Source organism: Bdellovibrio sp. SKB1291214, assembly GCF_002209355.2.
GTDB lineage: Bacteria > Bdellovibrionota > Bdellovibrionia > Bdellovibrionales > Bdellovibrionaceae > Bdellovibrio.
This window is the reverse complement of the sequence record NZ_CP106855.1, coordinates 726,989-750,370: the sequence shown is the minus strand read 5'-3', so window position 1 is coordinate 750,370 and position 23,382 is coordinate 726,989. Positions and strand designations below refer to the sequence as shown.

At 45.0% G+C, this 23,382-nt stretch carries 19 protein-coding genes; 15 read left to right on the top strand and 4 right to left on the bottom strand.

Annotated elements, in window-relative coordinates; all coding sequences use genetic code 11:
- Positions 1 to 96: 96 nt before the first annotated feature.
- Entirely contained in the window at positions 97 to 987 is an 891-nt protein-coding gene (locus B9G69_RS03695; RefSeq protein ID WP_265437956.1) for a MipA/OmpV family protein, read from the top strand.
- On the opposite strand, the gene B9G69_RS03690 is transcribed toward B9G69_RS03695, so the two are convergent.
- Positions 984 to 2,732, bottom strand: coding sequence for a hypothetical protein (locus B9G69_RS03690; RefSeq protein WP_088616858.1), 1,749 nt, complete (start codon positions 2,730 to 2,732; stop codon positions 984 to 986). The genes B9G69_RS03695 and B9G69_RS03690 overlap by 4 nt on opposite strands.
- A gap of 184 nt (positions 2,733 to 2,916) precedes the next feature.
- Between B9G69_RS03690 and B9G69_RS03685 the strand changes: the two genes are divergently transcribed.
- From B9G69_RS03685 to smc, 3 genes are all read left to right on the top strand, one after another.
- A complete protein-coding gene (locus B9G69_RS03685; protein ID WP_176401009.1) occupies positions 2,917 to 3,726 on the top strand; it encodes a DUF4423 domain-containing protein in 810 nt (269 codons plus the stop codon).
- Positions 3,723 to 4,769 (top strand): hypothetical protein, encoded by a 1,047-nt coding sequence (locus B9G69_RS03680; protein WP_088616860.1) that lies wholly within the window; start codon positions 3,723 to 3,725, stop codon positions 4,767 to 4,769. Before B9G69_RS03685 ends, B9G69_RS03680 begins: the two co-directional genes overlap by 4 nt.
- Positions 4,770 to 5,322: 553 nt before the next feature.
- Positions 5,323 to 8,910 (top strand): chromosome segregation protein SMC, encoded by a 3,588-nt coding sequence (smc, locus tag B9G69_RS03675; RefSeq protein ID WP_088616861.1) that lies wholly within the window; start codon positions 5,323 to 5,325, stop codon positions 8,908 to 8,910.
- Positions 8,911 to 9,106: 196 nt separating this feature from the next.
- Here the strand turns inward: smc and B9G69_RS03670 are convergent, their stop codons facing one another.
- Positions 9,107 to 9,859, bottom strand: coding sequence for an SDR family NAD(P)-dependent oxidoreductase (locus B9G69_RS03670; protein ID WP_088616862.1), 753 nt, complete (start codon positions 9,857 to 9,859; stop codon positions 9,107 to 9,109).
- A 107-nt stretch (positions 9,860 to 9,966) separates the two neighbouring features.
- Between B9G69_RS03670 and B9G69_RS03665 the strand changes: the two genes are divergently transcribed.
- The 5 genes from B9G69_RS03665 (at position 9,967) to B9G69_RS03645 (ending at position 14,238) form a co-directional block, all read left to right on the top strand.
- Positions 9,967 to 10,866, top strand: coding sequence for a LysR family transcriptional regulator (locus B9G69_RS03665; RefSeq protein ID WP_088616863.1), 900 nt, complete (start codon positions 9,967 to 9,969; stop codon positions 10,864 to 10,866).
- 147 nt (positions 10,867 to 11,013) lie between these two features.
- Positions 11,014 to 11,343: a hypothetical protein gene (locus B9G69_RS03660; RefSeq protein WP_088616864.1), complete on the top strand. Its 330-nt coding sequence runs from the start codon at positions 11,014 to 11,016 to the stop codon at positions 11,341 to 11,343.
- Between the two features lie 97 nt (positions 11,344 to 11,440).
- A complete protein-coding gene (locus B9G69_RS03655; RefSeq protein WP_088616865.1) occupies positions 11,441 to 12,202 on the top strand; it encodes a substrate-binding periplasmic protein in 762 nt (253 codons plus the stop codon).
- Positions 12,203 to 12,251: 49 nt separating this feature from the next.
- Complete coding sequence (locus B9G69_RS03650; protein WP_088616866.1) at positions 12,252 to 13,199, top strand: LysR family transcriptional regulator; 948 nt, start codon at positions 12,252 to 12,254, stop codon at positions 13,197 to 13,199.
- Positions 13,200 to 13,314: 115 nt separating this feature from the next.
- On the top strand, positions 13,315 to 14,238 hold the full coding sequence (locus B9G69_RS03645; protein ID WP_088616867.1) for a hypothetical protein: 924 nt from the start codon (positions 13,315 to 13,317) through the stop codon (positions 14,236 to 14,238).
- A 175-nt stretch (positions 14,239 to 14,413) separates the two neighbouring features.
- On the opposite strand, the gene B9G69_RS03640 is transcribed toward B9G69_RS03645, so the two are convergent.
- A complete protein-coding gene (locus B9G69_RS03640) occupies positions 14,414 to 15,055 on the bottom strand; it encodes an NAD(P)H-dependent oxidoreductase (protein ID WP_088616868.1) in 642 nt (213 codons plus the stop codon).
- Positions 15,056 to 15,236: 181 nt separating this feature from the next.
- On the opposite strand from B9G69_RS03640, the gene B9G69_RS03635 reads away from it, so the two are divergent.
- From B9G69_RS03635 to B9G69_RS03620, 5 genes are all read left to right on the top strand, one after another.
- Positions 15,237 to 15,644 (top strand): RrF2 family transcriptional regulator, encoded by a 408-nt coding sequence (locus B9G69_RS03635; RefSeq protein WP_088617384.1) that lies wholly within the window; start codon positions 15,237 to 15,239, stop codon positions 15,642 to 15,644.
- Positions 15,645 to 15,650: 6 nt separating this feature from the next.
- Positions 15,651 to 15,848 (top strand): DUF5522 domain-containing protein, encoded by a 198-nt coding sequence (locus B9G69_RS18155; RefSeq protein ID WP_088617385.1) that lies wholly within the window; start codon positions 15,651 to 15,653, stop codon positions 15,846 to 15,848.
- Positions 15,849 to 16,153: 305 nt separating this feature from the next.
- On the top strand, positions 16,154 to 17,797 hold the full coding sequence (locus tag B9G69_RS03630) for a microtubule-binding protein (RefSeq protein WP_088617386.1): 1,644 nt from the start codon (positions 16,154 to 16,156) through the stop codon (positions 17,795 to 17,797).
- A gap of 12 nt (positions 17,798 to 17,809) precedes the next feature.
- Complete coding sequence (locus tag B9G69_RS03625) at positions 17,810 to 18,715, top strand: hypothetical protein (protein WP_254917117.1); 906 nt, start codon at positions 17,810 to 17,812, stop codon at positions 18,713 to 18,715.
- A 41-nt stretch (positions 18,716 to 18,756) separates the two neighbouring features.
- Complete coding sequence (locus B9G69_RS03620; RefSeq protein WP_088617387.1) at positions 18,757 to 21,117, top strand: FHA domain-containing protein; 2,361 nt, start codon at positions 18,757 to 18,759, stop codon at positions 21,115 to 21,117.
- Positions 21,118 to 21,360: 243 nt separating this feature from the next.
- On the opposite strand, the gene B9G69_RS03615 is transcribed toward B9G69_RS03620, so the two are convergent.
- Complete coding sequence (locus tag B9G69_RS03615) at positions 21,361 to 22,254, bottom strand: LysR family transcriptional regulator (protein WP_217897734.1); 894 nt, start codon at positions 22,252 to 22,254, stop codon at positions 21,361 to 21,363.
- Between the two features lie 84 nt (positions 22,255 to 22,338).
- On the opposite strand from B9G69_RS03615, the gene B9G69_RS03610 reads away from it, so the two are divergent.
- Complete coding sequence (locus tag B9G69_RS03610; RefSeq protein WP_088616870.1) at positions 22,339 to 23,319, top strand: NAD-dependent epimerase/dehydratase family protein; 981 nt, start codon at positions 22,339 to 22,341, stop codon at positions 23,317 to 23,319.
- Positions 23,320 to 23,382: the final 63 nt, after the last annotated feature.

The window sequence follows — 23,382 nt, the reverse complement described above, 5'->3', positions numbered from 1 at the left end:
CCTAACTTGCTTTTCAATGCGATCGTTTCTTTGAATTAATTCCAGGTTGTCCAGTTGTGAAAGCAGAAAAAAGTCCGATACGCTTTCATGCGAGTTTTGTTGACCCTTCTTTTGGTACTTTCGATCACTCCGTTCGCTGTCGCGGGCGACGAGCAAGCACCTCCGTTATGGGACTGGGGCTTAGGTCTGGGTTATATTCGCTACGCTGATTATCCGTCCTCTGATGAATACTCCGACATAATGATTCCATTTCCGACCTTTCAATATCGTGGCGAATTTTTGCGCGCCGACGACCGTGAAGGGGGGCGTGCTTATCTTTTTAAAACGGACTCATGGTCCTTGGAATTTTCTGGGGGTGGACGATTGCCTTTGGATTCCACCAAAAACTTGGCGCGTGCTGGGATGGAAAACCTGCCGCTGGTTTTAGATGGGGGTCCACAGTTAGTGTATGCAAGCGGCAGGACGTGGGAATTTCAACTGGCTCCCTTTTTATCTGCAGCAGCTGATGGCTCGTACATTCGTCAAAACGGAATGCGCTTTAAAGCTCAATTGATTTATCGTTGGGAAGGGGAGACTCGTGGCCCCTTTGCTTCGCCAATTATAATTTCTGGCACCGCAGCCTTGGAAATGAACGCGGCCACAGATGAATATATGCGCACATATTTTCAGGTTGATCCAACCTATGCGACGGCCACAAGGCCTGCCTACAATGCGGTGTCAGGCTTTTTGAACAACAATCTATCCTATTATCAAAGATTTTCGTCAGGTCGTTTTTCGATGTATATCGGGGGATCGGTTTCTGACTATTCGTGGTCCGCAAATCGCGCAAGCCCTTTGCATAAAACAGATTTAAACGTGGGTTACGGCGTGGGGCTTACATACCAATTCGGTGAATCGGCAAGACCCTCAGTCTCGCCCGAAGACACTCAAGGTGTGATCAATCGCTATCGCAAACTAAGACGGGAACGATTGATTCCTATCGATTAGTGACAAGACTTTAAAACGTTTGCATTATCCCGGCTTACAAGATCCTGGCAGGACTGGGGAATTGTCTGTCCTGTCGCTGTTGCAAACTGCAGGGCGCGGAAAAGCGTTGTGGAGTGATTGTCATCCTTGTCCGTTTGCTGCAAAAGACTTAAATGCTCCATGAGATTGCAACCAACATTTGCTGGCCCGATCTGGTACTTGCGAGAAAGTTCACTGCCCACTTTTGCAGAAAAGAGGTCGGCGAAATCTTCGTTTGCGAAGGTCTCTGACGTTTGTTTGCCAATCAAGCACGCTTTCGCAGAATCAATCGCATTGCTGTATTCAAAAACCGTATGACCCATTTCATGGGCCAGAATAGAGGCGCCCACTTCTGGATAGCGCGTCGAATACCAAGACACCATCACGTAGCCAAAGGCCACCATGTTTTTGTCAGAAATTTCGGAGTCTGGGATTCGCGGGCAAAGGTCTTTCTGGTCGGCCGTGGAACCTGAGATGGAACGTAAAAGAACAACTGAGTATAACGACTGAATGTCGATTTGAGAGAGGTTTGCCGTGTCAGCCTTCATGCGACCAATTTCACTTTTCAAAGAGCGAAGCCAGGCGGTGCTATTCGCAGATGCCGTCGGTGGATAAAGGATTTTGATCTGCTTTACTTTTTCGTAAGCAGGGTCTTGTGGGTTAAGTTGGGCTAGGGCTGTTTCACGAGTTTGCTCTGCCAGGGTTTTATATTTTTCTAATTGGGCTTGCTGTGGATAGAGGTTGATTGATTGGAAATATTTTTCCGAGCAGTTATTTTTCAAATCAGTCTGCAGCTTTTTTTCTAAGTCTTTCTTGATCGTGCCCTTATCATAGATAGCGTACAATTGTGCCGAAGTCAGAGGCTGCTTTTTCATCAACTTCGTAATGATAGAGGCCCCTTCGCCAAAAAGAAAATGATCCAACAGACGAATGGAGCCTGCATAACTCGTGAAGGCTTCAACTTCCTCGATATCCAAAGTTTGTCCGGCTTCAATTTTTGAGCTGATCATAGGGTCAACGGGGTCGGCACCACGAATGACCTCGGCAAATCTTTTTAAAAGTTGATTCACGATCTTGAGTTCAGAACGGGCCGCTTCTTCCATGGAAAGAGTGGGATACATTTCCTGCAAATAGGTCCATTTGCCCATCTGTTGAAAGATCAAGTTCGCGCGATAAAACGGCACTTGAACTAATCGCTTTTGCCAGTAATTCAGAAGCTCGGGTGTGTCTTTGATCTTTTGCATGGAGGAAATAGTTTGAATGATCCGGATTTGATCCTCGGAAAGTTCCGTGTTTTTAAATTGGGCCTCTTGGTTCTGAATGGCTTTCAACCACTGGCGCGACTGCTCTTTGCTGACCGTATTGTATTCAATCAGGGCGGGTTGGATATATTGATCAAAATACGCCTTTTGATCCGCTGTGGGCTTCTTAGCGGCCTCCACGGCCTTAATGATGCTTGGGTACTTATCAAAGATGGGCTGACATAGATCCTTTGCGCAGTCGAACTCAAGAGGGTAGTAAGCCTTATAGACCTCTGCTCGACTCGTTGTAAAATCGCGATCGTCCTTGCTGGATTGAATGGTCCCATCGGCATTGATCGTGGAACCGGGCTTATTGGACCGGGAAGATACCAAAGCGCTTGGAGTTTTTGCTTCTTTACCACTGTCCTGACGGCAGCCCATAAGAACTGCCGGCATCAATAGAGCAATTACTGCAAACTGTCTCATTGTGAGATCTCCCGAAAAAGGTTACACACCTGTCAAAGCTCGAACACTCCAACTAGCGTCCATTGGCGGTGGTGGCGGAGTATCGAATTACTTACATTTCAATGCGATGATGATGCCGAAAAACTAAACAGTGCCGTGTGTTATGGTTCGACAAATAAAGTTACCGATGTTTAATGACGGCGTTATGAGCACAGATTCAATGAAGACCCCGACATACAGAGATTTCCTTTTTGAAGAGTTCAAAAGAAGAAAGCGTAAGAATTCCTCTTACTCTTTGCGGGCCTTTGCGCGAGACCTTGAGTTAAATGCTTCTCGCCTCAGTGAAATCATGAATGGCAAGGTGGGGCTGTCTGACGTTAAAGGCGCAGAGATGGCAGAAAAATTCGGTTTGGTCGAAAAGGACCGCGAATACTTTTTGGACTTAATTCGCGCAGAACATGCTCGCAGCGCAATAGCCAAGAAGGAAGCAAGAGAGCGCGTTCGCATGTACTTGATGGATGAACGCACTTTGACAGATTCTGAATTTAATACCGTTTCGGATTGGCGATGCTTAGCTGTTTTGGAACTATTGAATATTCCTGATATTGAAACGTCGGTTGCAGCTTTCGCAGATCGCTTGGGGCTGCCTCACTATGAAGTCGACGATATTGTGGCTCGATTGGTTGAAAATAAAATGTTGGACACTTCTCAAGAGCGTTGGGTGGCACTTGAAGGGGATTTCACCACTTCAGCAGATGTGTCGTCTCTGGCGATTAAAAACTTTCACCACCAAATGTTGTCGCGCGCGAAAAGATCCATCGAAAAAGACCACGTTGAACACCGCGAATTCTCCTCTGTGATTTTCGCGATGAGTGCTGAGCAGATGAAATATGCCAAGGACCGTTTGCGCGAATTTCGCCGGGCTTTGGTGAAAGAGTTAGAGTCCATGCCCGGCAAGGAAAAGGTATACAGCCTTTCCATGCAACTGTTTGAATTAAAAGGGGACACAGAATGAAAACACTCTCCATCGTTTTGATTATTCTTTTTTCTTTAAATGTCTATGCTGCCAAAGAAGTGCAAAATGGTGGTGGCGGGACGAAAGAGGGTGGAAATTACCAAACATTCGGTTCCGCTCGCATAACGGTTAACAAAGAAGCCTTGGCTTACGCCTCTGTACCAGGTCTTAGCTTGTTGAATGAAAAGCTTTTAGCGATGCCAGTCCCTGACAATGTGAAAGCGGATCTTGCGGCGGCGGTCATTCCATCTTTTGCGCGGAGCTATCATCAAATTACCGAGGACAAATTTGATCCGCAGACTCGCAAGGAACTGACACTGATTTATTCGCAGATATTGCATGTACCTGTTGATCAAGTGGTCATTTTTGCGGTGACTGAACCCACTACAAAACGCACGATGCTTTTGCCGGAGTTTTTCCGCTTAAGCGAAATTGAACAGGCAGCTGTGTTGTTTCATGAGGCCTTGTGGATCGTGAATCAAAAAGCAACCTATCAACAAATTATCTCAATCGAGCAAAGTGCACAGGCTTATTTTACGCCGGGTTCGCTCAAAGAAGATTTGATTCGAATGCTTTATACTTTGGGCAGATTCTTGAATGAACCTATTTTGCCAGTTGTTCCCGCGATTATGTTGGACGCGCGCCCTTCGTCATTGATGCAAGCTGATTGGAGCCCTGTGCGAGTGCCGTTAGAGCAATTTCTGGGTGGGGCAGATGTGATGGCGAAAAATCTTTGTGTGAATTCCGATATAACGGTTTGCTCGGATCCTTTTCCAAGTCCTATTGATTTGCGCGATATCATGCGTTTGCGATCAGCGCAAAATCCAGAGTCTTTCTTTTTCATTGTCATGAGTGATTTTTTTCAAGAGTCCCACATGGTGCGAATCGATATCGAGAACCGACCTAGATTTCCAAATCAAAATGCCATGTACAATTATTATCACGGTTTGCAAATTCAGCTGAGCTTGCCTAGCGCGAAAAATAGCACCTTTAAAATCTTTGATCATAAAGGTGCCTATGTCGGAACTTTACGAATCAACTAATTCGCAAAGTACGTCACCAAAACGGTGAGTGTTAACGTGCTCAGTAAGATTCTGACAGCAAACCCTTTGGAGAATCTTTCTTTCGGATAAATTTCAGATTTCTTGTATTGCATAGATGCCTCCTGATACGCGGATCATAGATCCGGTGTGATCAAGGAGGCCTTAATTTTTCCGACTCCCACATCAAAACTTTGTAAAGACAGGTTCGTTTGAAAGATCTCCTTGCTGCGGCGCAAATAACGCGCAATAGACAAGTTGAGATTTCACCCGGGAAGTTCTGCTTAACTTTTCAGCGTTTAGACTTCTTTTGGTATGCCACAGTTGACATAGTTCTCTTCTGACCCGACAGTTAAATGGCCTTTGGTCTAGGTCTTTGGCAAATCACCTTCTTCTTCGTTGCTCGGTCGTTGCAGTACTGTGTGTACGGCTTCCTCCCTCTCGCCTCGAATAAGCTGATTTGCCAAAGACCTGCTAGACCTTGGGCTTGTATATTTTGAGGGGATGCTGAGGTCTGAAGGCCGAGGCTCATTGTAGCTCAAGAGGGGAATATACCTTGAGAATTAAAAAGATTGAACTCATTGGTTTTAAGTCGTTCAAAGATCGCACGGTGATCCATTTCGATTCCGGTATTACAGGTATCGTGGGACCAAATGGTTGCGGTAAATCTAACATCGTAGACGCCCTTATGTGGGTTATGGGTGACCAGTCTGCGAAGGACCTTCGTGCATCTCAGATGACTGACGTTATCTTTGGTGGTGCTGAAGGGTACGCTCCACTAGGTATGTGTGAAGTGTCGTTGACGCTTGAAAACGACGGTGGCGCATTCCCAGCGAAATACATCAAGCACTCTGAAATCATGGTGACTCGTCGTCTGCACAGAAATGGCGAGGGGGAGTACTTCATCAATAAAGAACCAGCACGTCTCAAAGACTTGCAAGAAATCTTTATGGATACAGGTGCTGGTTCTAAAGGTTTCTCTATCATCGCTCAAGGTATGATCGGTAAGATCATCACTTCGAAACCTGAAGATCGCCGCATGCTTATTGAAGAAGCTGCGGGTATCACTAAGTTCAAAGCTCGTAAAAAAGAGTCTCAACGTAAATTGGTTCAGACGGATCAAAACTTGCTTCGTTTGCAAGACATTGTGGGCGAGTTGAAACGCCAAATCGATTCTTTGCAAAGACAAGCGCAACGTGCGGAACGTTACCGCACTATCAAAAACCAAATCGAAGATTTGGATTTGTGGATTTCGACAGCTCAGTACGTAGAACTGGCTCGCGCGGCTGAAGAAGCTCAAGCGATCTTCAACGAAGCGCAAAGCATGGAAATCGAAGGCGATGCAAACCTTTCGACTCTTCAAGGTCAATTGGAAGTTTTGAAACTTCAAATCCTTGAAAAAGAGAAAATGGTTGAAGAGCACCAAACGCTTCATTTCGACAAACAATCCACAGTTCAGAAAAAAGAAATGGAAATCCAAGAGCTTCGTTTTGAAATCGAACAAGCTCGTCGTAACGAACAAATGACTGGCACGATCTTGCAAGAACAACAGGCGCGCCAAGAATTGCTTGCTCGTGATAAAGCGACGTTGGAAGAACAAATCACTGAGCTGAAAGAAGAAGCTGAAACACTGACAGCGACTTTCACAGAGAAAAATGACATCTTCCAAAACTTCAACTCTCGTATTGGGACTGTTGATGAGGATCTAACGACTAAACGTCGCGAACTGTTCGCCGTGGGCCAATCTGAATCTTCTTTGGATGCTCGTGTAAATTCATTGTCGGCACAAATCGCTGATTTGACAGACCGTCAAGACAACGAACAACAAGTCCTAAATGAACTTCGCGAAAAACAGGTCGAGTTCGAAAATCGCCGTAAGAAAGTGACGAACGAACTTGATAAAGAACGTCAAATGCAATTGGACTTGGCAAGTGACGTGGATTCTTTCGAAGCCAACAAAAAGATCCTGACGGATTCATTGGCAGAGAAAAAGGCCGAAGTTGAATCGTTCAAAGATTCTTTGAACGAAACAGCGTCCCGCTTGTACGGGCTAGAAAACTTGCAGAACAACTTCGAAGGTTTCCAAGAAGGTGTGAAACAAGTGATGTTGTGGCAAAAAACTCGTTCTCAAGAGTTGATGGCGGATGGATCTGTTGTCACTCACTTCCAACCGGTATCTGAGGTTGTTGAAGTTCCGGCTGAGTACGAAGTAGCCATGGAAGCAGCATTGGGCTCACGCCTGCAAATGCTTTTATCTTCTGACGCAAATATCGCAGTCGATGCGGTATCTCATTTGAAGGAACAAAAATCTGGCCGTTCCAGCTTCATGTCTGCGGGCGATCAAACTTTGGCTTACAACCGTTCTGAAGCTCCGATCGGTCAAGAGGGCGTTCAAGCCATTCTTAAAGACGTGGTGAAAGCGGCTGATAAGTTCCAAAATACTGTCACTTATATGTTGGACGGTGTAGCGATCGTTGATTCGATCCGTACGGCTTTGAATCTTCGCGCGACTTACACGGGCTGGACCTTCGTTACTCTTGACGGTGACACTTTGACTGCTGACGGTGTTTTGACAGGTGGTTCTTCAGAATCAGCAGATTCTGGCATGCTGAAACGCCGCCGCGAGATCAAAGAGTTGTCAGAGAAAAAAGACGAATACGCGGGCAAATTGCAATTGGCTCAAATGGCTTTGAAAAAAGTTGAAGAGCAGTTAAACAATGTTGTGAACGATTTTGAAGGTGCTCAAAAACGTAAAATGGATCAAGAGATCAAAGTTACGGAATTGAGAAAAGACCTGGAACGCGCTGAAAATGAAGTGCAAAATGCACAAGCTGCCGTTGAACGCCAAGAACGCGAAGTCAAAAAACTGACAGAGCAGTTGGAAGTTCAAGAGCAAAAACTTGAGGAGTTGAATCAGGCTTTGATTGAAGCTCGCGAGAAGAAAGTTCTTCTTGAAGGCGAAGTAGAGGCTTTGAACTCTGAGTTAAACTCTGTTCGTTTGGGTTTTGACGGTCTTCAAGCGGAAGTAACTGACCTTCAAGTTAGATCAGCTTCTAAAACTCAAGAATACCAAGGTGTATTAAGACAGCTTGAGATGGTTACTAAGTCATTGAATGACCTTGAAGCACAATTGGCTCGCATGAGCGAAGAGGCTGAAGGCTACAACTCTCAAATGACTGAGAGCCAAGTGACTTTGGAAGAAAAGAAAATCGAATTTGAACGTCTCTTGGATGAAGTTGAGCAATTGAAATTGCAAGCAGCTCGTACCAAAGACGAATATGAAGTGATGTCTGAATCCATCCGCGCGATCGAAGAGGAAGCTAGTACTTCTCAACGTCTTCGCAACGAAAGACAGCACAAAATGAATGACTCTCAATTGAAGCTTGAACAAGCTAAGATGAAAGAGCAGTACTTGATCGAATCCATCCGCGAACGTTATATGTTGAACCTTCCGGACGTTATCGAAAAGTACATCAATAAAGAAGGCGACTTCTTGCAAGCTGATGCTCAACTTAAAGATCTTCGTGAAAAATTAGCGAAAATCGGTGAAGTGAACTTGTCAGCGATTGAAGAGTACGAAGAAACAGCTCAACGTTATGAGTTCTTGACGAAACAACACGCAGATTTGACAGAAGCGAAAGAGCAACTTCGTAAAGTTATCGATCGTATCAACAGAATCTGTTCTAAACGTTTCAAGGAAACTTTCGATTTGGTTAACGAACGTTTCACTCGCGTATTCCCAGTGCTATTCGGCGGTGGTGAAGCGTGGTTGGAAATGGTTGAAGAAACTGAAAAGAACGAAGCCGGTATCGAGATCATCGCACGTCCTCCAGGCAAAAAGACTCAAAACGTGTCTTTGATGTCGGGGGGGGAGAAAGCGTTGACTGCGGTAGCGCTGGTATTCTCGATCTTCTTGGTGAAACCATCACCATACTGCTTGCTGGATGAGGTTGATGCGCCACTTGATGACGCCAACGTATTCCGTTTCAACGACTTGGTTCGCGAGATGGCAAAACGCTCTCAAATCATCGTTGTTACCCATAACAAACACACGATGGAAGTTGCTAAGAAACTTTACGGCGTAACTATGCAAGAGCGTGGTGTATCGACGATGGTTTCTGTAGCCCTCAACGATATCAAATAACCCAAAGCGGTGAAAATGGCTCGACTACTTCGTTGTCGGGCCTTGTCCTCGCTCCAGCGTACATTTAGTACGCTTGCGCTGCGGGAAGACCCTCCGCCTTGTATTCGAACCATTTTGACCGCTTTTAGCGTACCGGTTCTTAAAACTAAAAACCCAGGTGGATGACACCTGGGTTTTTTTGTTATTGGGGATATCTTTAGATAAAGATGCCGCCGGAGGCTTCGATTCTTTGGGCGTTGACCCAGCCCATGTCGTCTTGAACTAAGCTGGCTACCAGTTTGCCGATGTCATCCGCTTCACCCACGCGACCCAAGGCTGTTTGAGATGACAGCATGGCATTCATTTCTTTGTTGTCGCGAACGCGGCCTCCGCCGAAGTCGGTGGCGATAGGGCCGGGAGCTACAACGTTGGCTGTGATTTTGCGAGGGCCCAATTCCTTAGCTAAATAACGAGTCCATGTTTCAACCGCACCTTTAAGGGCGCCGTAAGCAGACGAGCCCGGAACGGAGAAGCGAGCAAGGCCGCTGGATACATTTACGATACGGCCGCCATCGTTCATGATGGGCAAAAGTTTTTGGGTCAGGAAGTAAGGACCTTTGAAGTGAATGTTTTGAAGAGAATCAAATACTTCTTCCGTCATCTCTGTGAACGGAACATAGGCGCCAGTTCCGGCATTATTGACGAGGTAGTCAAAGCGGTCGCTGCCGAATTTTGATTTTAAAACATCTTTTATTGAGCTGACAAAAGCTACGAAGTTTTTTGAATTAGATACATCCAACTGAATGGCCGCTGCTTTGCCACCTTTTTTTTCGATCTCGGCAACAACTTTATCTGCTTCGTCCTTTTGGCTGTTGTAGGTCAAGATGACGCCGACACCTTTGTCTGCCATATGTAGAGCTGAGCTTTTTCCAAGTCCGCGGCTTCCGCCTGTGATGATTGCAATTTTCATTTTGAAACTCCTTGTGATGTCTTTAATTTACCCTGTTCATAAAAACGAATAAATAGGCTATAATTAAAAACACTGTTCATGATTATTGAACAATCACAGAGGGAACGATGGATCGTATCGAAAATATGCATATCTTTATGAAGGTCGCCGAATTAGGCAGTTTTACCGGGGCGTCAGAACACCTGAGCCTGCCTAAGGCGACGGTTTCAAATGCGATTCAACAGTTGGAAAATAACTTAGGTACAAGATTGTTTCATCGCACGACCCGTAAGGTGCAGCTGACTCAAGATGGAATGACCTTTTTTGAGCGCTGCCGCGATTTGCTGTCAGATGTAGATGAAGTGGAAAATCTTTTTAAAAAAGATGCCTCTCAAGTGCATGGAAGAATCCGTATTGATATGGGGGCTGCCATGGCTCGCAATGCTGTTGTTCCCAAACTGCCGCAGTTTTTAAAGATGTACCCTGATGTACAAATTGAATTGAGTTGTTCAGACCGCAAAGTTGATTTGGTCCGCGAAGGTTTCGATTGTGTTATTCGTGTCGGTAATTTGGCAGACTCAGGTTTAATTGCTCGGCCCCTTGGAAAGTTTGCCATCGGAAACTACGCAAGTACTGAGTATCTGGAAAAATACGGTCGCCCGAGAAAGCTCGAGGATTTGCAGAATCACTATCTAGTTCATTATGTACAAAGTTGGGGAGGGAAACCCGACGGTTTTGAATACTTTGACGGAGAAAAGTACCGAACCTTGGCGATGAAATCTAAAATCACAGTTAACAATGTCGACTCATATACCGCCGCTTGCTTAGCGGGCTTAGGAATTATTCAAGCGCCCTCTGTGGGGAAAAATGACTTTCTTCATAAAAAGAAAGTGGAAGAGATTCTGCCAAAGCTTCGCGCGGAGGCGATGCCAGTTTCGATTGTGTATCCGCATCGTCGAAACGTTGCAAAGCGCGTTCAAGTATTTATGGATTGGCTAGAAAGCATTCTGAAGGACTATGTAGAGTAGGAAAAACGCGCAGCATATTCTGGGGCCATAGTTCGGGGGCTAACCATAAAACTGAATGAACCGTGCACAGAAGGTTTGCCCGGAAACTCAGCATGCAGTAGCTTCAAAGAAAATCTATTAATAAAAAATCTGTGGGGGATTTTCAATATGGTAGCAGCATTCACGCTGGTAGCGATGATGTTATTTTCTGTTTCTGGTTTCTGTGCTTTCAAAAAAGCGGTTCACGGCGACATCACAATGAAAATGGACGATTCCACGGCACAAGTTAATTTAGAAGAGTCTGCCGTAGCAGTGAAGATGGGACAACGCTTGGCTGTTTTTCGTAAAGAGTGCGCGGGTGGCAGATTTGCTGTGTGCACGAAAGATCGCGTAGGCTTTGCCAAGATCTCAAGAATTCATGATAAAAAATATGCCGAGGTGACGATGGATAAAAATGTCTATTTCGAGCCGGGCTACGTCGTAGAAAATGAGAAATAAAGGTCCAGATCTATTTTGACCTTAGGGCAGCATCTCTTGCGTTCAATCAATCACGACCACTATTCTTGAGCAGTGACATTGTTTTGAAAGGTGACTGATGCTGTTTCGCTATCTAGTAGCTAGCTTAATTCTTACGCCGTCCTTCGCGACCGCGACCGCTCCTATCAAGCAAATTCAAGTTGTCACTTATGAGCTTTCTCCTTTCATCAAGGAGGACCTTCCTGATGGTGGCCCGGCCATCTCCGCACTCCGAAAACTTTTCCTGAAGCAAGGATACGAACTGAAGGTCAGTTTTGCGCCGGTAGTCCGAGCGAAAAAACAGGCGGTGGAAAGACCTGAAGTGGTTGCGTTCTTTCCGTCAGAATCTGAAAACGTTCCGAAGGATTTTATTCTGTCCCGCACGCTTCATAAGAGCCCTTGGGTCATGGCAGAAAGTAAAGAACATCCCGTTTCGTGGAAAAACTATTCGGACTTAACGAAATACAAAATCGGCAATGTGGTGGGCTATGAGCTTGCCGGTGTTTTGAAACCTCTTCAGGAAAAAAAGCTTCTGAATATCGAAGAGACCAATAGCGATGAGCAAAACTTGATGAAGGTGGCAAAAAATCGAATTGATTTAGCCTTCATTGATACCACGGTATTTCGTAAGCTTATGCAAACCAGTGATAAGCTAGAGCCGTACAAAGACAAACTACAATTGAACCCCAGGCCTTTGCAGGTCTATCAATATGCGATCGCATTTAGAAACAATCCTGAAGGGAAAGAAGTTCTGCGCTCTTTCAATGCTTCGTTTTCTGAGTCTGAGTTTTTGGCGAGTGTGGAGTCCTATCTAAAAAAGCACAAGGCTTTGTTGCCTTAAAATAAACACCATCGACTTTCAAAATCGTCTTTGGTTTCCATAAATTCGAATGATAGCATTTAAATATCTCCCTTTTAAATATTTAAAGGACGGCGTTGTGGAGTTGAATTATCTGCGTGCTTTTTACGAAGTGGCTAAGGTTGGTAAGTTTTCAGAAGCAGCTTTTCGAATGAATATCAGCCAAAGTGCTTTAAGTCGTTCGGTTTCTTTACTGGAGGAATCCGAGGGAGTCGTTCTGTTCGACCGTTCTAAAAGCGGCGTAGTGCTGACGGCAAAAGGACAGCAAGTCTTTCATTTGTGTGAAGATCTGTTCCGAACTGAAAAAGCCATCGAGAACCTATGTCGTGAGGTTCAGGAAAAGTGCGAAGGCCCTCTGCGTTTTGCAGCCACAGATAATGTTATTAACGATTTCCTAGTTCATCCCGTGCACAGCTTTCGCAGAAAATTTCCTAAGGTGGTCCCAAGTATCACTTCGGGTTCTCCGGACGAGATCATTAACGGTTTAAATAGTTCAGAAAATGAATTTGCGCTGTGCTTTGCGAAAGTGGCGATTCCCAATATCGAGTACCGTCCCCTGCGTGCCGAGAGGATGGCGCTGGTATGTAAGCCTGATATTTGGAAAGAGTGTAAATCATCCAGCAACGATAAGACTCTTAAGAAAGTGTTGGAAAAATACGGTTACCTCTGTTCCATCGGCGCATTGTTGGAATCTCGCCCGAAGCGAGTGATTCAAGAGTTGTTCGGTGAAACACCACAGATTGGTCTTGAGACAAACAGTCAAGAAGCGCAAAAACGTTTCTGTCTTGCGGGGGAGGGGCTTGCTTACCTAACTCGCTTTATGGTGAAAGACGAAATTGAAAGCGGAGAATTGTTCGAAGTCCCAGTCGAGTTCCCGCATGAATTCAAGCTTTGGTTTGCACAGAAAAAAGGTCGCCAATTATCTTTGGCAGCTCGCACTTTCATCGAGCACTTAACAGCGGAGATCAGCAAGCAGTAAAAAAGGTGACCTGTCCGTAAGTGTCACCTGTAAATCTCCTTTACACCCTAAGTGTCCTTAAAGTGTCCTTAGTTGTTATGAGGGTGGTGGGCTTCTTGCTCCTCACACTCCCGATATGAAAAGTTCTGTGATTTTATCCAGATTTATTTTGGGCTCTTTGCTATGCCTGGCGGTCAGTCAGGCCCATGCCTATAAGTATGTTTGTAGCCATGTTTTTGAGACTAAATACGATAGCGATGCGAATCTGGCTCCGCAGTCTGAGGCTTATGCTAAATTTATCAGCCAACATGTGAATTCCAAAAGCGTTTTGGAAGCGATGGCTCGCTATCAAAAGCTGATGGGCTTTGAAACGATCGATCAAAAAGGTCAGTCCCTGGATCTTGTAAAGGTGAAATTTGCGAAGCTTTCTCCAGAGCAAAAGCGGGAAATGATGAACCTTGTCCATGATATTTATAATGACGTAAAGCTTTTGAAGTACTCTAAAGAAGGACCTGTAAAATTCTTTAAACGCCATTTGGATGTGATGGTTTCTGAATATTCCAATGTGCGCAGCTGGTTTAAATACATGATGATTGATCGTCAGGCTTCTTTGGAAAAGACCCTCGACATGTATTTCAAACACATTTCTGAATTAACCAATTCACCGATCGCCTTGGAAGGCGCAGATGTGTTGTTAACAGGAATGCGCTTGCAGGAAAAGTTCCTGGTTCAAGATAAACTGCAAGGTCCCATCGTTTTGTACGGAAGCTTTGCTAACGGCAAAGCTTACGAAAAAACCAGTGATTTAGATTTCGCGGTGATGGATGCAAAATTAGAAACGGCCATTCGTGAATTTGACACTCAAAAAATGTTAGAAGAATTTCAGTTCTCTGATGCGCAGGCGCATGTGATTAAACCTAAAGACGCTTTGGGCTTGGGATATTTAAATCCGGTAGTTATTACCGTGAAAGAGAAGATCATCGAAGTGCGAGTCTATGGCAGCAGCTCCGAGAAAGATCATCAAAAAGGCAAAGTTCCTTTCGACGTTTATTATTTCTAAATGATTCCCGGAAAATTCTAAAACAAGCAAAGCCCCACAAAGTGTCCGATGCCGTGTGAGGCTTTGCATGTCTTATGGACTCTGGCACCACGGTATTGGAGTTTCGAGCCCAAATTTTAAGATAAAGAAAAAGCTTCGCTCCGGAGGAATGGAGCGAAGCTTTATTGGGAGGGGTCTACTTCACGTATTCAATCAGTGCATCGTCAGCGAAGCGGACCTTTTTAAGGTTTTGAAACGAATCTTCAGCGTGACGATATCCCAAAGTCACAGTGGCGACAGATTTCCATCGGGTGCCTTCCAGCTTTAAGATACGGTCATAGTCTGAAGCACTGAAGCCTTCCATAGGAGTTGCATCAATTTTGAGAAGGGCTGCAGTTTCTAGTAGGAAGCCCATGGCGATATAAGCTTGGCGTTGAGACCAAACTCTGATTTTTTCCTCCGGGGCCTTCACTAGGTTTGTAATCATCATATCTTTATATCCTTGCAGAGCCTCTGCAGGAATACCGCGTACTTCGACGATACGGTCGATGTACTTTTGCACAAAAGCTTCATCCATCGTGTCTTTATAAAGAAATACGATCTGATGGCTGGCATCTGTGATTTGCGTTTGGTTCCATGAAACAGGTTTAAGCTCCTCACGAACCTTTGGGTTTTCGATCACTAGGAATTTCCAAGGCTGCACACCATAAGAAGAAGGTGCGAGTTTCAAGGACTCCAACAAGGTTTTCATGTCTTGTTCAGAAATCTTTTTAGTAGGGTCAAATTTCTTAACCGCATAACGCCACTCTAATGCTTCTTGGATCTGTTTATTTGCCATTTCTCGGACTCCTTCTTAATTGTGACCAATACAAGCACAATATGAACCTGTTCGATTTTAAATGCAACAGATAAACGCACATTTAAAGCGAATGGCCCTCAAATGTATGAAAATACGCATGTTTCGGGGGTCTGAAGTGCTTCCCGTTGTTTCTTTTTGCGTCATACGATATAATGATCTCATGCTTGATCAAAGATTTTCAGTATCAGTACATATTATGACCGTCCTTAGCTACCACCACGGAGAGCTGATGACGTCGGATGTATTAGCATCAAGTATTCGTACCAATCCCACCGTCATTCGCCGCTTGCTTGCGAAACTAGTTGAAGCAGGTTTAGTGGAAAGCTTTAAAGGTAAGACGGGTGGAGTGCGTTTGAATTGTCAGCGCAAAGACATCACCTTGAAAGACATCTATATGGCGGTTTCAGGAAAACCGTTGTTGAATAATCCAGATAAAGAGCCACTTAAGCAGTGTGCAGTTTCATGCGCGATGAAAAAAATCATGTGCGATGTGACGTCAGGGCTTGAGAATCACTCGATGTCTTATCTTGCGAAAATCAAACTCGCAGATCTTACGGAAAAAGTTTAACCCTTCGTGAGTAACGAATCTCCTGAGAAAAATGAAATCGAAAGACTTCACAAAGAGGCCTGTGCTCGAGGGGAATTATTTTACATTGATCCAAAAACTGGCTATCAAGTGTTCACTGAATTGAATCATCTTAAAAGAGGACGCTGCTGCAATTCGGGCTGTCGTCACTGCCCTTACAAAGAACAAAAGACACATAATAAGTAATATGTTCTGCTCACTAACACGAGCCCCTCAGAACACAAAAACGCTCCAGAAATATTCAGACGTGAAACACATATCTCAGAAAACGTTCATAAATATTTGAAACGAATGAACTGTTGGGAGTCTCACGTACCTGGACGAACGTGAACAAATATTAAACGAAAACCCGAACAATAGTACCCTGGACCACATCTGGTGGAATACAATTTGACGTTTTTACCTCAATAAAGGTCGGGATTTCTACAAATGATACACCCACTCAGATTTAGTCCCTGCTAAGCTTTTAGCTGCAGTGGGGTGTGTTTGTTATGTCGTTCAATTATGAAAAACACAAAGGTCACGACGGTGGTGGTGACAGCTTCTGGACATCATATTCAGACTTATTCTTAGGATTAAGTACGATCTTTCTACTTCTATATGTTGTAGCAAGTTTACGAACTGGAACTGATGCTCTGAGAGGGCAGATCGAAAATCAAAAGCTATCGATGCAAGTCGAAGAACTTCAACATCAACTCAATATGTATGAGTCGGTGAAGAATGACTATATAGCTAATCAAGCGCCTAAAGATGAGGCGCAAGAATATCAAGAGCTTATGGATAAGCTGACGCTTCTTCAGGAAGATGCTAAGAGCGAGAAAGATAAACTCGTTCAGCAAGCTTTGGAGAACGACAAAAAAGCCAAAGCACTTAATAAGTATCAACAGATGGTTCGTAACGTGATGAATGCCAATAAAATGGCTAAAGCAAAAATCATCAATCGTGATGACTTGATCAAAGATCAAGACGTGACGATCGATGATCAAGAAAATCAAATCACGGATTTGAACAAAGACATCGCGCAAAAGAAACAGTTGATTGCTCAGGGGGAGCAGCAGATCGCTGCAGCTGAAGATAAACTGCAAAAGCGTCAAGCGGAGTTGAAGTGGGCTTATAAAGCCAACAAAATGAACAAAGCTAAGTACGAAAAGCAAATGGCAGCGGCACAAGCTGAAGCCAATAGTAAAATTTCGCATTTAAGCAATGTAAATGCTCAGTACACAGCGCAGTTGCAACAGGCAAATGCGCAATTGGGTCAAACTCAAAGCGATCTTAATAAAACTAAAGGTTTGCTAGCTCAGAAAGAAGGCGAAGCCCGCGGTCTTCAAGGACAGCTCGGCGAAGTTAAAGGCCAACTTGGTGCTGTTAACAGTGAATTGATGAATACTAAAGGAGCCTTGGCTGCAACAAGTGGACAACTTGAAGCAACAAAAGGCGAACTCGGTCAGACAAAAGGTCAATTGGGTCAGCTTCAAGGGCAAGTGGGTAACCTTAAAGGTGAACTCGGTAACTTGAAAGGGAAGCTGGGCGAAACCGAAGGTCAATTGGCGGCGGCTCGTGCCGAGATCGAAGCTCGTAAATCGGTTGCCAATGAGATCAGTAAAGGTTTTGCGAAAGCAGGTATCAAAGCTGAGATCGATGGCCAGACGGGTGATGTGGTCTTGGATTTCGGTCAACAGTACTTCGATAATGACTCAGATAAATTGAAACGTGAAATGAAGGGTGTCATTGAAAAAGCGATGCCAATCTATTCTCGTTCATTGTTCGGAAATCCTAAAATCTCAGACAAAGTTTCTGCGGTTGAGATCGTGGGTTTCGCGTCTCCGACTTACCAAGGTCGTTTCATCGATCCTAAGAGTAATAAGCCAGGGGATAAAGAAGCATTGAAGTATAACATGGACCTTTCATACCGTCGTGCAAAGTCGATCTTCAACTATATGTTGGATGAAGACAATGTGCGGTTCGAACATCAAAAACAGTTGATGGGTTTAATGAAGGTCTCAGGACGAAGCTTCCTGGAAGTCATGAAGGTTCAGAACCGTGGCGTTGCTACGGCGGCTGAATTCTGTAAGCAAAATGACTGTAAAAAAGCTCAGCGGGTTATTATCCGTTTCTCTATGGATCAAAAGAAATAAAAGGGGTGGGACGTGAATAAGGCTGCAATAGCTCAATATTTTATCATTGGTTTGCCATATGCGATGGCAGCGGTGTTTGTGGTAGGAATGTTCCTGCGCGGCGTGATCTACTTTACAGTTCGTCGTCATGAATGGTTCGCGGTTGAATTTGAAAAACGCGTGAATCGTTATATGCATGCAGAAGTTCCAGGCAAAGTGAAAGACGTTTCTTTCTATGTGCTTGCGAAACGTATGCTTGAAAGAACTTATTACGAAACTTTCGAAGTTCGCGATCGTATGAAGCGTCGTAAGCCAGACTCTGTGATGTCTTTGAGCGATCGTATTTTCTTAATCCGCCAGGGTTGTGCTTGGTTGGTTAAAGATATCTTGAAGCAGTTGAAGTTCTTGAAATGGACGGAAGAAAATCCAAAGCTTATTAATATCACTAAAGCGACTTTCGCCCATAATCCATGCTTCAACCGTGTATTCGGTATTTTGCCGATGGCGGGAGTGAATGATTTAATTAGCCTTTTGCCTGGGTTATTCGTCATCGGTGGTATCCTCGGGACTTTCATCGGTATCGCGGGCGGTCTTCAAGAGCTTGGTACGATGAATATGCAGGACCTTGAGGGAACTAAGAACATTATGGATCGCTTCCTTCACGAGATTTCCTTTGCGATGGGAACTTCTATCGCAGGTATCGTGTTTTCATTGCTTTCACATATTACAAATACGATGTTCAGCCCAGACCGGTCTTACGTCGCGATGGTAGATCGTTTCGAAAGTGCCCTTGATCAATTGTGGTACCGTGCCGATAACAACAATTATCCGGATCACGATAAACCATTTGATGAACACCGTGATGCAGTGGAAGCTTTGGCAGAAGATGCTTTGAATAAAGAAATCGCCAAGGCTCCAGCAGTAGCGCGGGGTGCTTAGTCTCTAAGAATGAAGGGACTTAGCCAGGGAGCCAGGTTAAGTTGACGAAGTTTACAGTAACCATCCACCGAAAAGATCAAGCAATCACCAAAGAGGTGATGAAGGATTCTTTTACGATTGGTCGGTCCCTTGATTGTGATCTCTCTCTGAATGACACGCATGTCAGCCGTGTCCATCTAGTAGTCAGTCGCCGTTGGAATCAAATCTTTATCGAAGATAAAAACTCCTCCAACGGCACTTTCCTCAATTCCAATAAAATGGTGCAAGGCACTCCGGTCAACGTGACCAGCAACGATAAAATCCAGCTGGGTCGTTCTGAATTTATCTTAGTCTTTGATCTTGAAACTGACGAAGTCCAACCTCCAATGCCTGAGCTTGAGCCAGAACCGGAACCTATAGTGCCGGTTGTGCCGCAAGCTAAGTCCGTTATGAAATCCCCTAAGGGGGACGTGATTGACCTTGAAAAAACAGGTCATGAAGACACGATTGCGATGCCTGCCCCGAGCATGGCTCCTTTCCAAGCCGAAAAAATCCTGCATGATGCGAAACGTGCCGCGGCTCAAATCGTCCTCGAAGGCGAAAAACAGGCCGAGAAGCGCACGCAAGCTATCTATCAAAAAGCTCGGGATGCCCAAGCTCAGGCCGAGATCTTCCATCAAACACGAATTGCAGAAGCCCACAAAGAGGCGGATGCGATCCTTGCCGATTACCAGCGCCAAGGTCATCAGCTTTTGCATGATGCCCGTAACATGGCTCAAGAGCTTCGTGAAGAGGTTGACGTCTATGTTCAATCTCTGCGCCAAAAAGCTAAAAGGGATGCGGAAGACATTATTTCCGAGGCGACCCTGCAGGCGGAAAAAATGAAGACTGAAGCTTTAGAGCAAGCTCGTCTAACCGCTCAAAACGAAAATGCGGCGACAATTAGAGACGCCAAAGACGAAGCGGTTCGCATTATAGAATTTTCGCGCATGCAAGCTCAGCAGACTCATGAGCAGTTGGTGACCACGAAGGACGAACTTCTTAAGAACTCAAGTGCACTTGCTGTCATCAAAGAAGATCTAGAGACTGCTCGTGCGGCCTTGGCCAAAACTTTGGCTGATACTTCAGAGCTTAGAGAAACGTCCGAAGCCGAATACGCTAAACGTAAAGAAGCGGCCGAGAGCGAATATCGCCAGTTGAAAGAGTATTCCGAAAGAGAACTCAGAGAGCGCAAAGAAGCGGCTGAAAACGAATATCAAGAACGCAAAGAAACTGCTGAACGCCAGTATAAAGAAATGCGTGAAAAGGCAGAAAAAGAATTGCGGGAGCTTGAAGAAAACATCGACGTTGATAAACGTTCATTGGCTTCTTTGAAAGCGGCCATTGACGAACATACGAAGCGCAGTTTCGCGACCGAAGAAGCCCTTAAAAAGCTTCAACAGCGTCAAGCGGCGATGCAAATCGAAGTCTCCGATGTAGAGAACAAGAAAAATCATCTCTTCAAGGAATTTGATGCGCAAAAGATTTTCCTTAACGAGAAATTGGAAAAAGAAAAATCCCAGATGGCTCGCAGTGAAGAAGAGCGTTTGGAAGAGATGCGCCTTGATATGTCTAAACGCCTTGCCAAAATGGAACAGGACTTGGTCGAAGACATCATGAATAAAAAAGCCGGCATGATTCGCGATATCCACGTCGCTGTCGAAAAAGAAGTCGTGCAAGTTCTTGAAGTGGGCGAGTGGAATAAAGTTAAGCAGAAAGTCCAAGAGCAAATCACTGAGGTGGTGGAGGGCCGAGTGTCTTCGATCTCACAAAGTGCGGCGACTCAGGCCAAACCCGCTGACCTGGTTAAGAAACGTAAAAACGACAAAGTTAAATGGATTTCTTCAGGCGTGGCCATCGGTATCTTTAGTATGGTAGCAGGCGAGATCATATGGGATCGCGTGCGCCAAGACTCGAATCCATTAGGCACTCGTGCGCAACAGGAAGCTCAAGCTAGAGCAGCTGATCTGGAACGTCGTAAATTCAATCCTCCGCAAACGGAAGATATGAAAGACACGTATACCGATGCGGTTATTTACACCCGTGGTTTCACGGCGTTGTATACAGACAACGAATTCCAACAAAAATTTTATAAAGCAGCTTCTCAGTACTTGCTAAAAACATGGCGTATTGACGAAGACAAATCGTTGCAGGTTCTTGCCGCGGCGAACGCATTGGTTAAAGAACTTCAAGAGCGCAGAAATAAGATCCATCCAGATTTCATCAAGGACGGTATCGATAAAATGCGCGCCTTTGAGAAAGAAAACACGACTCGCATGAAAGACATGTTGGGCTCTGAAGTGCGTTTGGAATCGTTCCGTCGTTTTGAAAAGACCTTCTACAAAGAACAAGCCGACCTTCGCGGCATGGCTCAACAACAATAAACCTTACCCTGCGTGACAGTCTATCCCGAGGCAGCTGCCCAGGTACCAGCACTTCGCGACACGCCATCCGGGCTCAGCCGTGGCTCGCCTGCGGCGAGTGCGCGCCATCGTGGCGCCCACGGAGGTCGCTGCTTGCAGGTACCTGGTCAGCTGTCTCGGGATAGCCTGACGAGGGATTCGGTTTGTTAACCTTGAATCGTTGTTGGGCGAATTGAGATGGGGGGGGGAGATCGTAGCTTTAGGTTATTGGTTTTCGTTTAAGTAGTTTATGATGCCTGTGCTTAAGGTGTTGAAGACGGTTTTATATTTGGCGGAGCTTTTTAGGTTTTCGTGCATGGCCATCCATAAACCTAGCTTGGGGCCGATTTCTTTTTGTAGAATGCGGACCAGGTTTGAATCTTTGGCTGCTATTTTTGTTTGGCACATGCCTATTCCAAAACCGCTTCTTATTGCTGACAACTGAACTAAATCATTGTCCGTTCTTAAAGCAAAATCATCTCTTTCGATATTACCTATTTTGGATTTGAAGCTGCGAATGAAATCTGTCTCGACATCGAATCCGATAAGAGCATGCTTCTTAAGATCGGCCTGGTTAAGAGGCGTTCCAAATTTTTTAAGATAAGATTTATGAGCAAACCATCCTAATTCGGTCTCTCCTAATTTTCTGACAATCAGGGCTTGTTGGGTGGGTTTAAACATTCTGATAGCTATGTCGGCTTCTCGGTCCAACAGGTTTTTAGCCGTGTTTGAAGCCACAAGCTCGATGTTTAATCCCGCGTGTTCGGATCTCAGGTTTGCAAGAATTTTTGGTAATACCTCAACGCTAAGGACGTCGCTGGCGGTGATTCTTACCGTGCCTTTTATTGAGTCACTATACTCTGCAATTTCTCGGGCCATTGCCACAGCATTCGACGCTATGGATTCAGCATAAGGTATTAGCCTTTTTCCAGCATCCGTTAGCATGAAACCGCTCGGGGAGCGTGTGAATAAGGACGTGCCCAAGCCCTGTTCCAGTAAATCCATGTGTCGACCTACTGTAGGTTGCGCAATTCCTAAGGACCTAGCTGCTCCAGAGAGGGATTTTTCGCGGGCGACTGCCAAAAATGATTTAAATAGATCCCAGCTGATATTGTTCATATTCATTATTGTATATCAGATATACGAAGATATGCAATTTTCTATAATGCGGATTTGGACGATACTGATCTTATGGAGGCACATATGAAAAAAAAAACGGCTTTAGTGTTAGGTGTATCGGGAGGTATCGGTGGAGAGATTGCAAAGGCGCTTATCGCCGATGGTTGGGTGGTAAAAGGTCTTGTAAGGAAAGAAAACGAAAAACTTGCTGAAAGAGTCGAGTTTATCATAGGAGATGCATTAAATGCCGCCGACGTGCTGAATGCGGCAAAGGGAGTGGACGCTATTATTCACGCTGTAAATCCTCCAGGTTACAAAAACTGGAGCCAACTGGTTTTGCCGATGATTGATAATACGATCGCAGCCGCCAAAGCCACGGGTGCAAGGATAGTGTTGCCAGGGACCATTTATAATTTTGGCCATAAGGCCCCTTCAAATATTACAGAAACAACTCCTCAAGAACCTACGACTAGAAAGGGGCAAATCCGCAAAGAGCTAGAAAATCGACTTTTTGAAGCCTCCAGACACGGAGTCAGGGTTTTGATTGTCAGATGTGGTGATTTCTTTGGACCGAAACCTGGAAACAACTGGTTTTCACAAGGGATGATTACACCAAACCAACCTGTCACAAAGATAGCCAATCCGTCGAAAAGCGGGGTGGGACATTCATGGGCTTACCTCCCGGATGCGGCGAATACTGTGGTTGAACTTTTAAATCAAGGCAGTCGATTGCAGGCGTTTGAAGTTTTCAACTTTGGTGGTACTTGGGATCATGATGGAATGCAGATGGCGCTGGCCATTAATCAGAATCTGCAAAAACCCGCAGTTATAAAACCAGCCCCATGGTTCCTATTTAAACTGTTGTCGCCCTTTGTGGTTGTGTTTCGCGAGCTGCTGGAGATGAAATACCTTTGGACCAAGCCCTATAAGTTGGATAACTCCAAGCTGATTGGCTTTTTGGGGCATGAGCCTAAAACTCCTTTAGTTGAAGCCGTCCACGATACTCTGGTGGGACTGGGATGTTTGCCGGCGGAACGTAGTGCCCAAGGCCGCCCGGTAGGGTAGTGCGTTATGAAGTGACGCTCGGGGCCAACTCCTCGGGTGTTCACTCTGGTGCAATAATAAGTT

Excerpts from the sequence above, each read along its gene's own strand:
- B9G69_RS03665 (WP_088616863.1), top strand. The coding sequence starts at position 9,967 with ATGGATCGTATCGAAAATATGCATATCTTTATGAAGGTCGCCGAATTA.
- B9G69_RS03655 (WP_088616865.1), top strand. The coding sequence starts at position 11,441 with ATGCTGTTTCGCTATCTAGTAGCTAGCTTAATTCTTACGCCGTCCTTC.
- B9G69_RS03680 (WP_088616860.1), top strand. The coding sequence starts at position 3,723 with ATGAAAACACTCTCCATCGTTTTGATTATTCTTTTTTCTTTAAATGTC.
- B9G69_RS03690 (WP_088616858.1), bottom strand. The coding sequence starts at position 2,732 with ATGAGACAGTTTGCAGTAATTGCTCTATTGATGCCGGCAGTTCTTATG.
- B9G69_RS03685 (WP_176401009.1), top strand. The coding sequence starts at position 2,917 with ATGAGCACAGATTCAATGAAGACCCCGACATACAGAGATTTCCTTTTT.
- B9G69_RS03640 (WP_088616868.1), bottom strand. The coding sequence starts at position 15,055 with ATGGCAAATAAACAGATCCAAGAAGCATTAGAGTGGCGTTATGCGGTT.
- B9G69_RS03645 (WP_088616867.1), top strand. The coding sequence starts at position 13,315 with ATGAAAAGTTCTGTGATTTTATCCAGATTTATTTTGGGCTCTTTGCTA.
- B9G69_RS03615 (WP_217897734.1), bottom strand. The coding sequence starts at position 22,254 with ATGAACAATATCAGCTGGGATCTATTTAAATCATTTTTGGCAGTCGCC.
- B9G69_RS03635 (WP_088617384.1), top strand. The coding sequence starts at position 15,237 with ATGCTTGATCAAAGATTTTCAGTATCAGTACATATTATGACCGTCCTT.
- B9G69_RS03660 (WP_088616864.1), top strand. The coding sequence starts at position 11,014 with ATGGTAGCAGCATTCACGCTGGTAGCGATGATGTTATTTTCTGTTTCT.
- B9G69_RS03650 (WP_088616866.1), top strand. The coding sequence starts at position 12,252 with ATGATAGCATTTAAATATCTCCCTTTTAAATATTTAAAGGACGGCGTT.
- B9G69_RS03670 (WP_088616862.1), bottom strand. The coding sequence starts at position 9,859 with ATGAAAATTGCAATCATCACAGGCGGAAGCCGCGGACTTGGAAAAAGC.
- B9G69_RS03610 (WP_088616870.1), top strand. The coding sequence starts at position 22,339 with ATGAAAAAAAAAACGGCTTTAGTGTTAGGTGTATCGGGAGGTATCGGT.
- B9G69_RS03630 (WP_088617386.1), top strand. The coding sequence starts at position 16,154 with ATGTCGTTCAATTATGAAAAACACAAAGGTCACGACGGTGGTGGTGAC.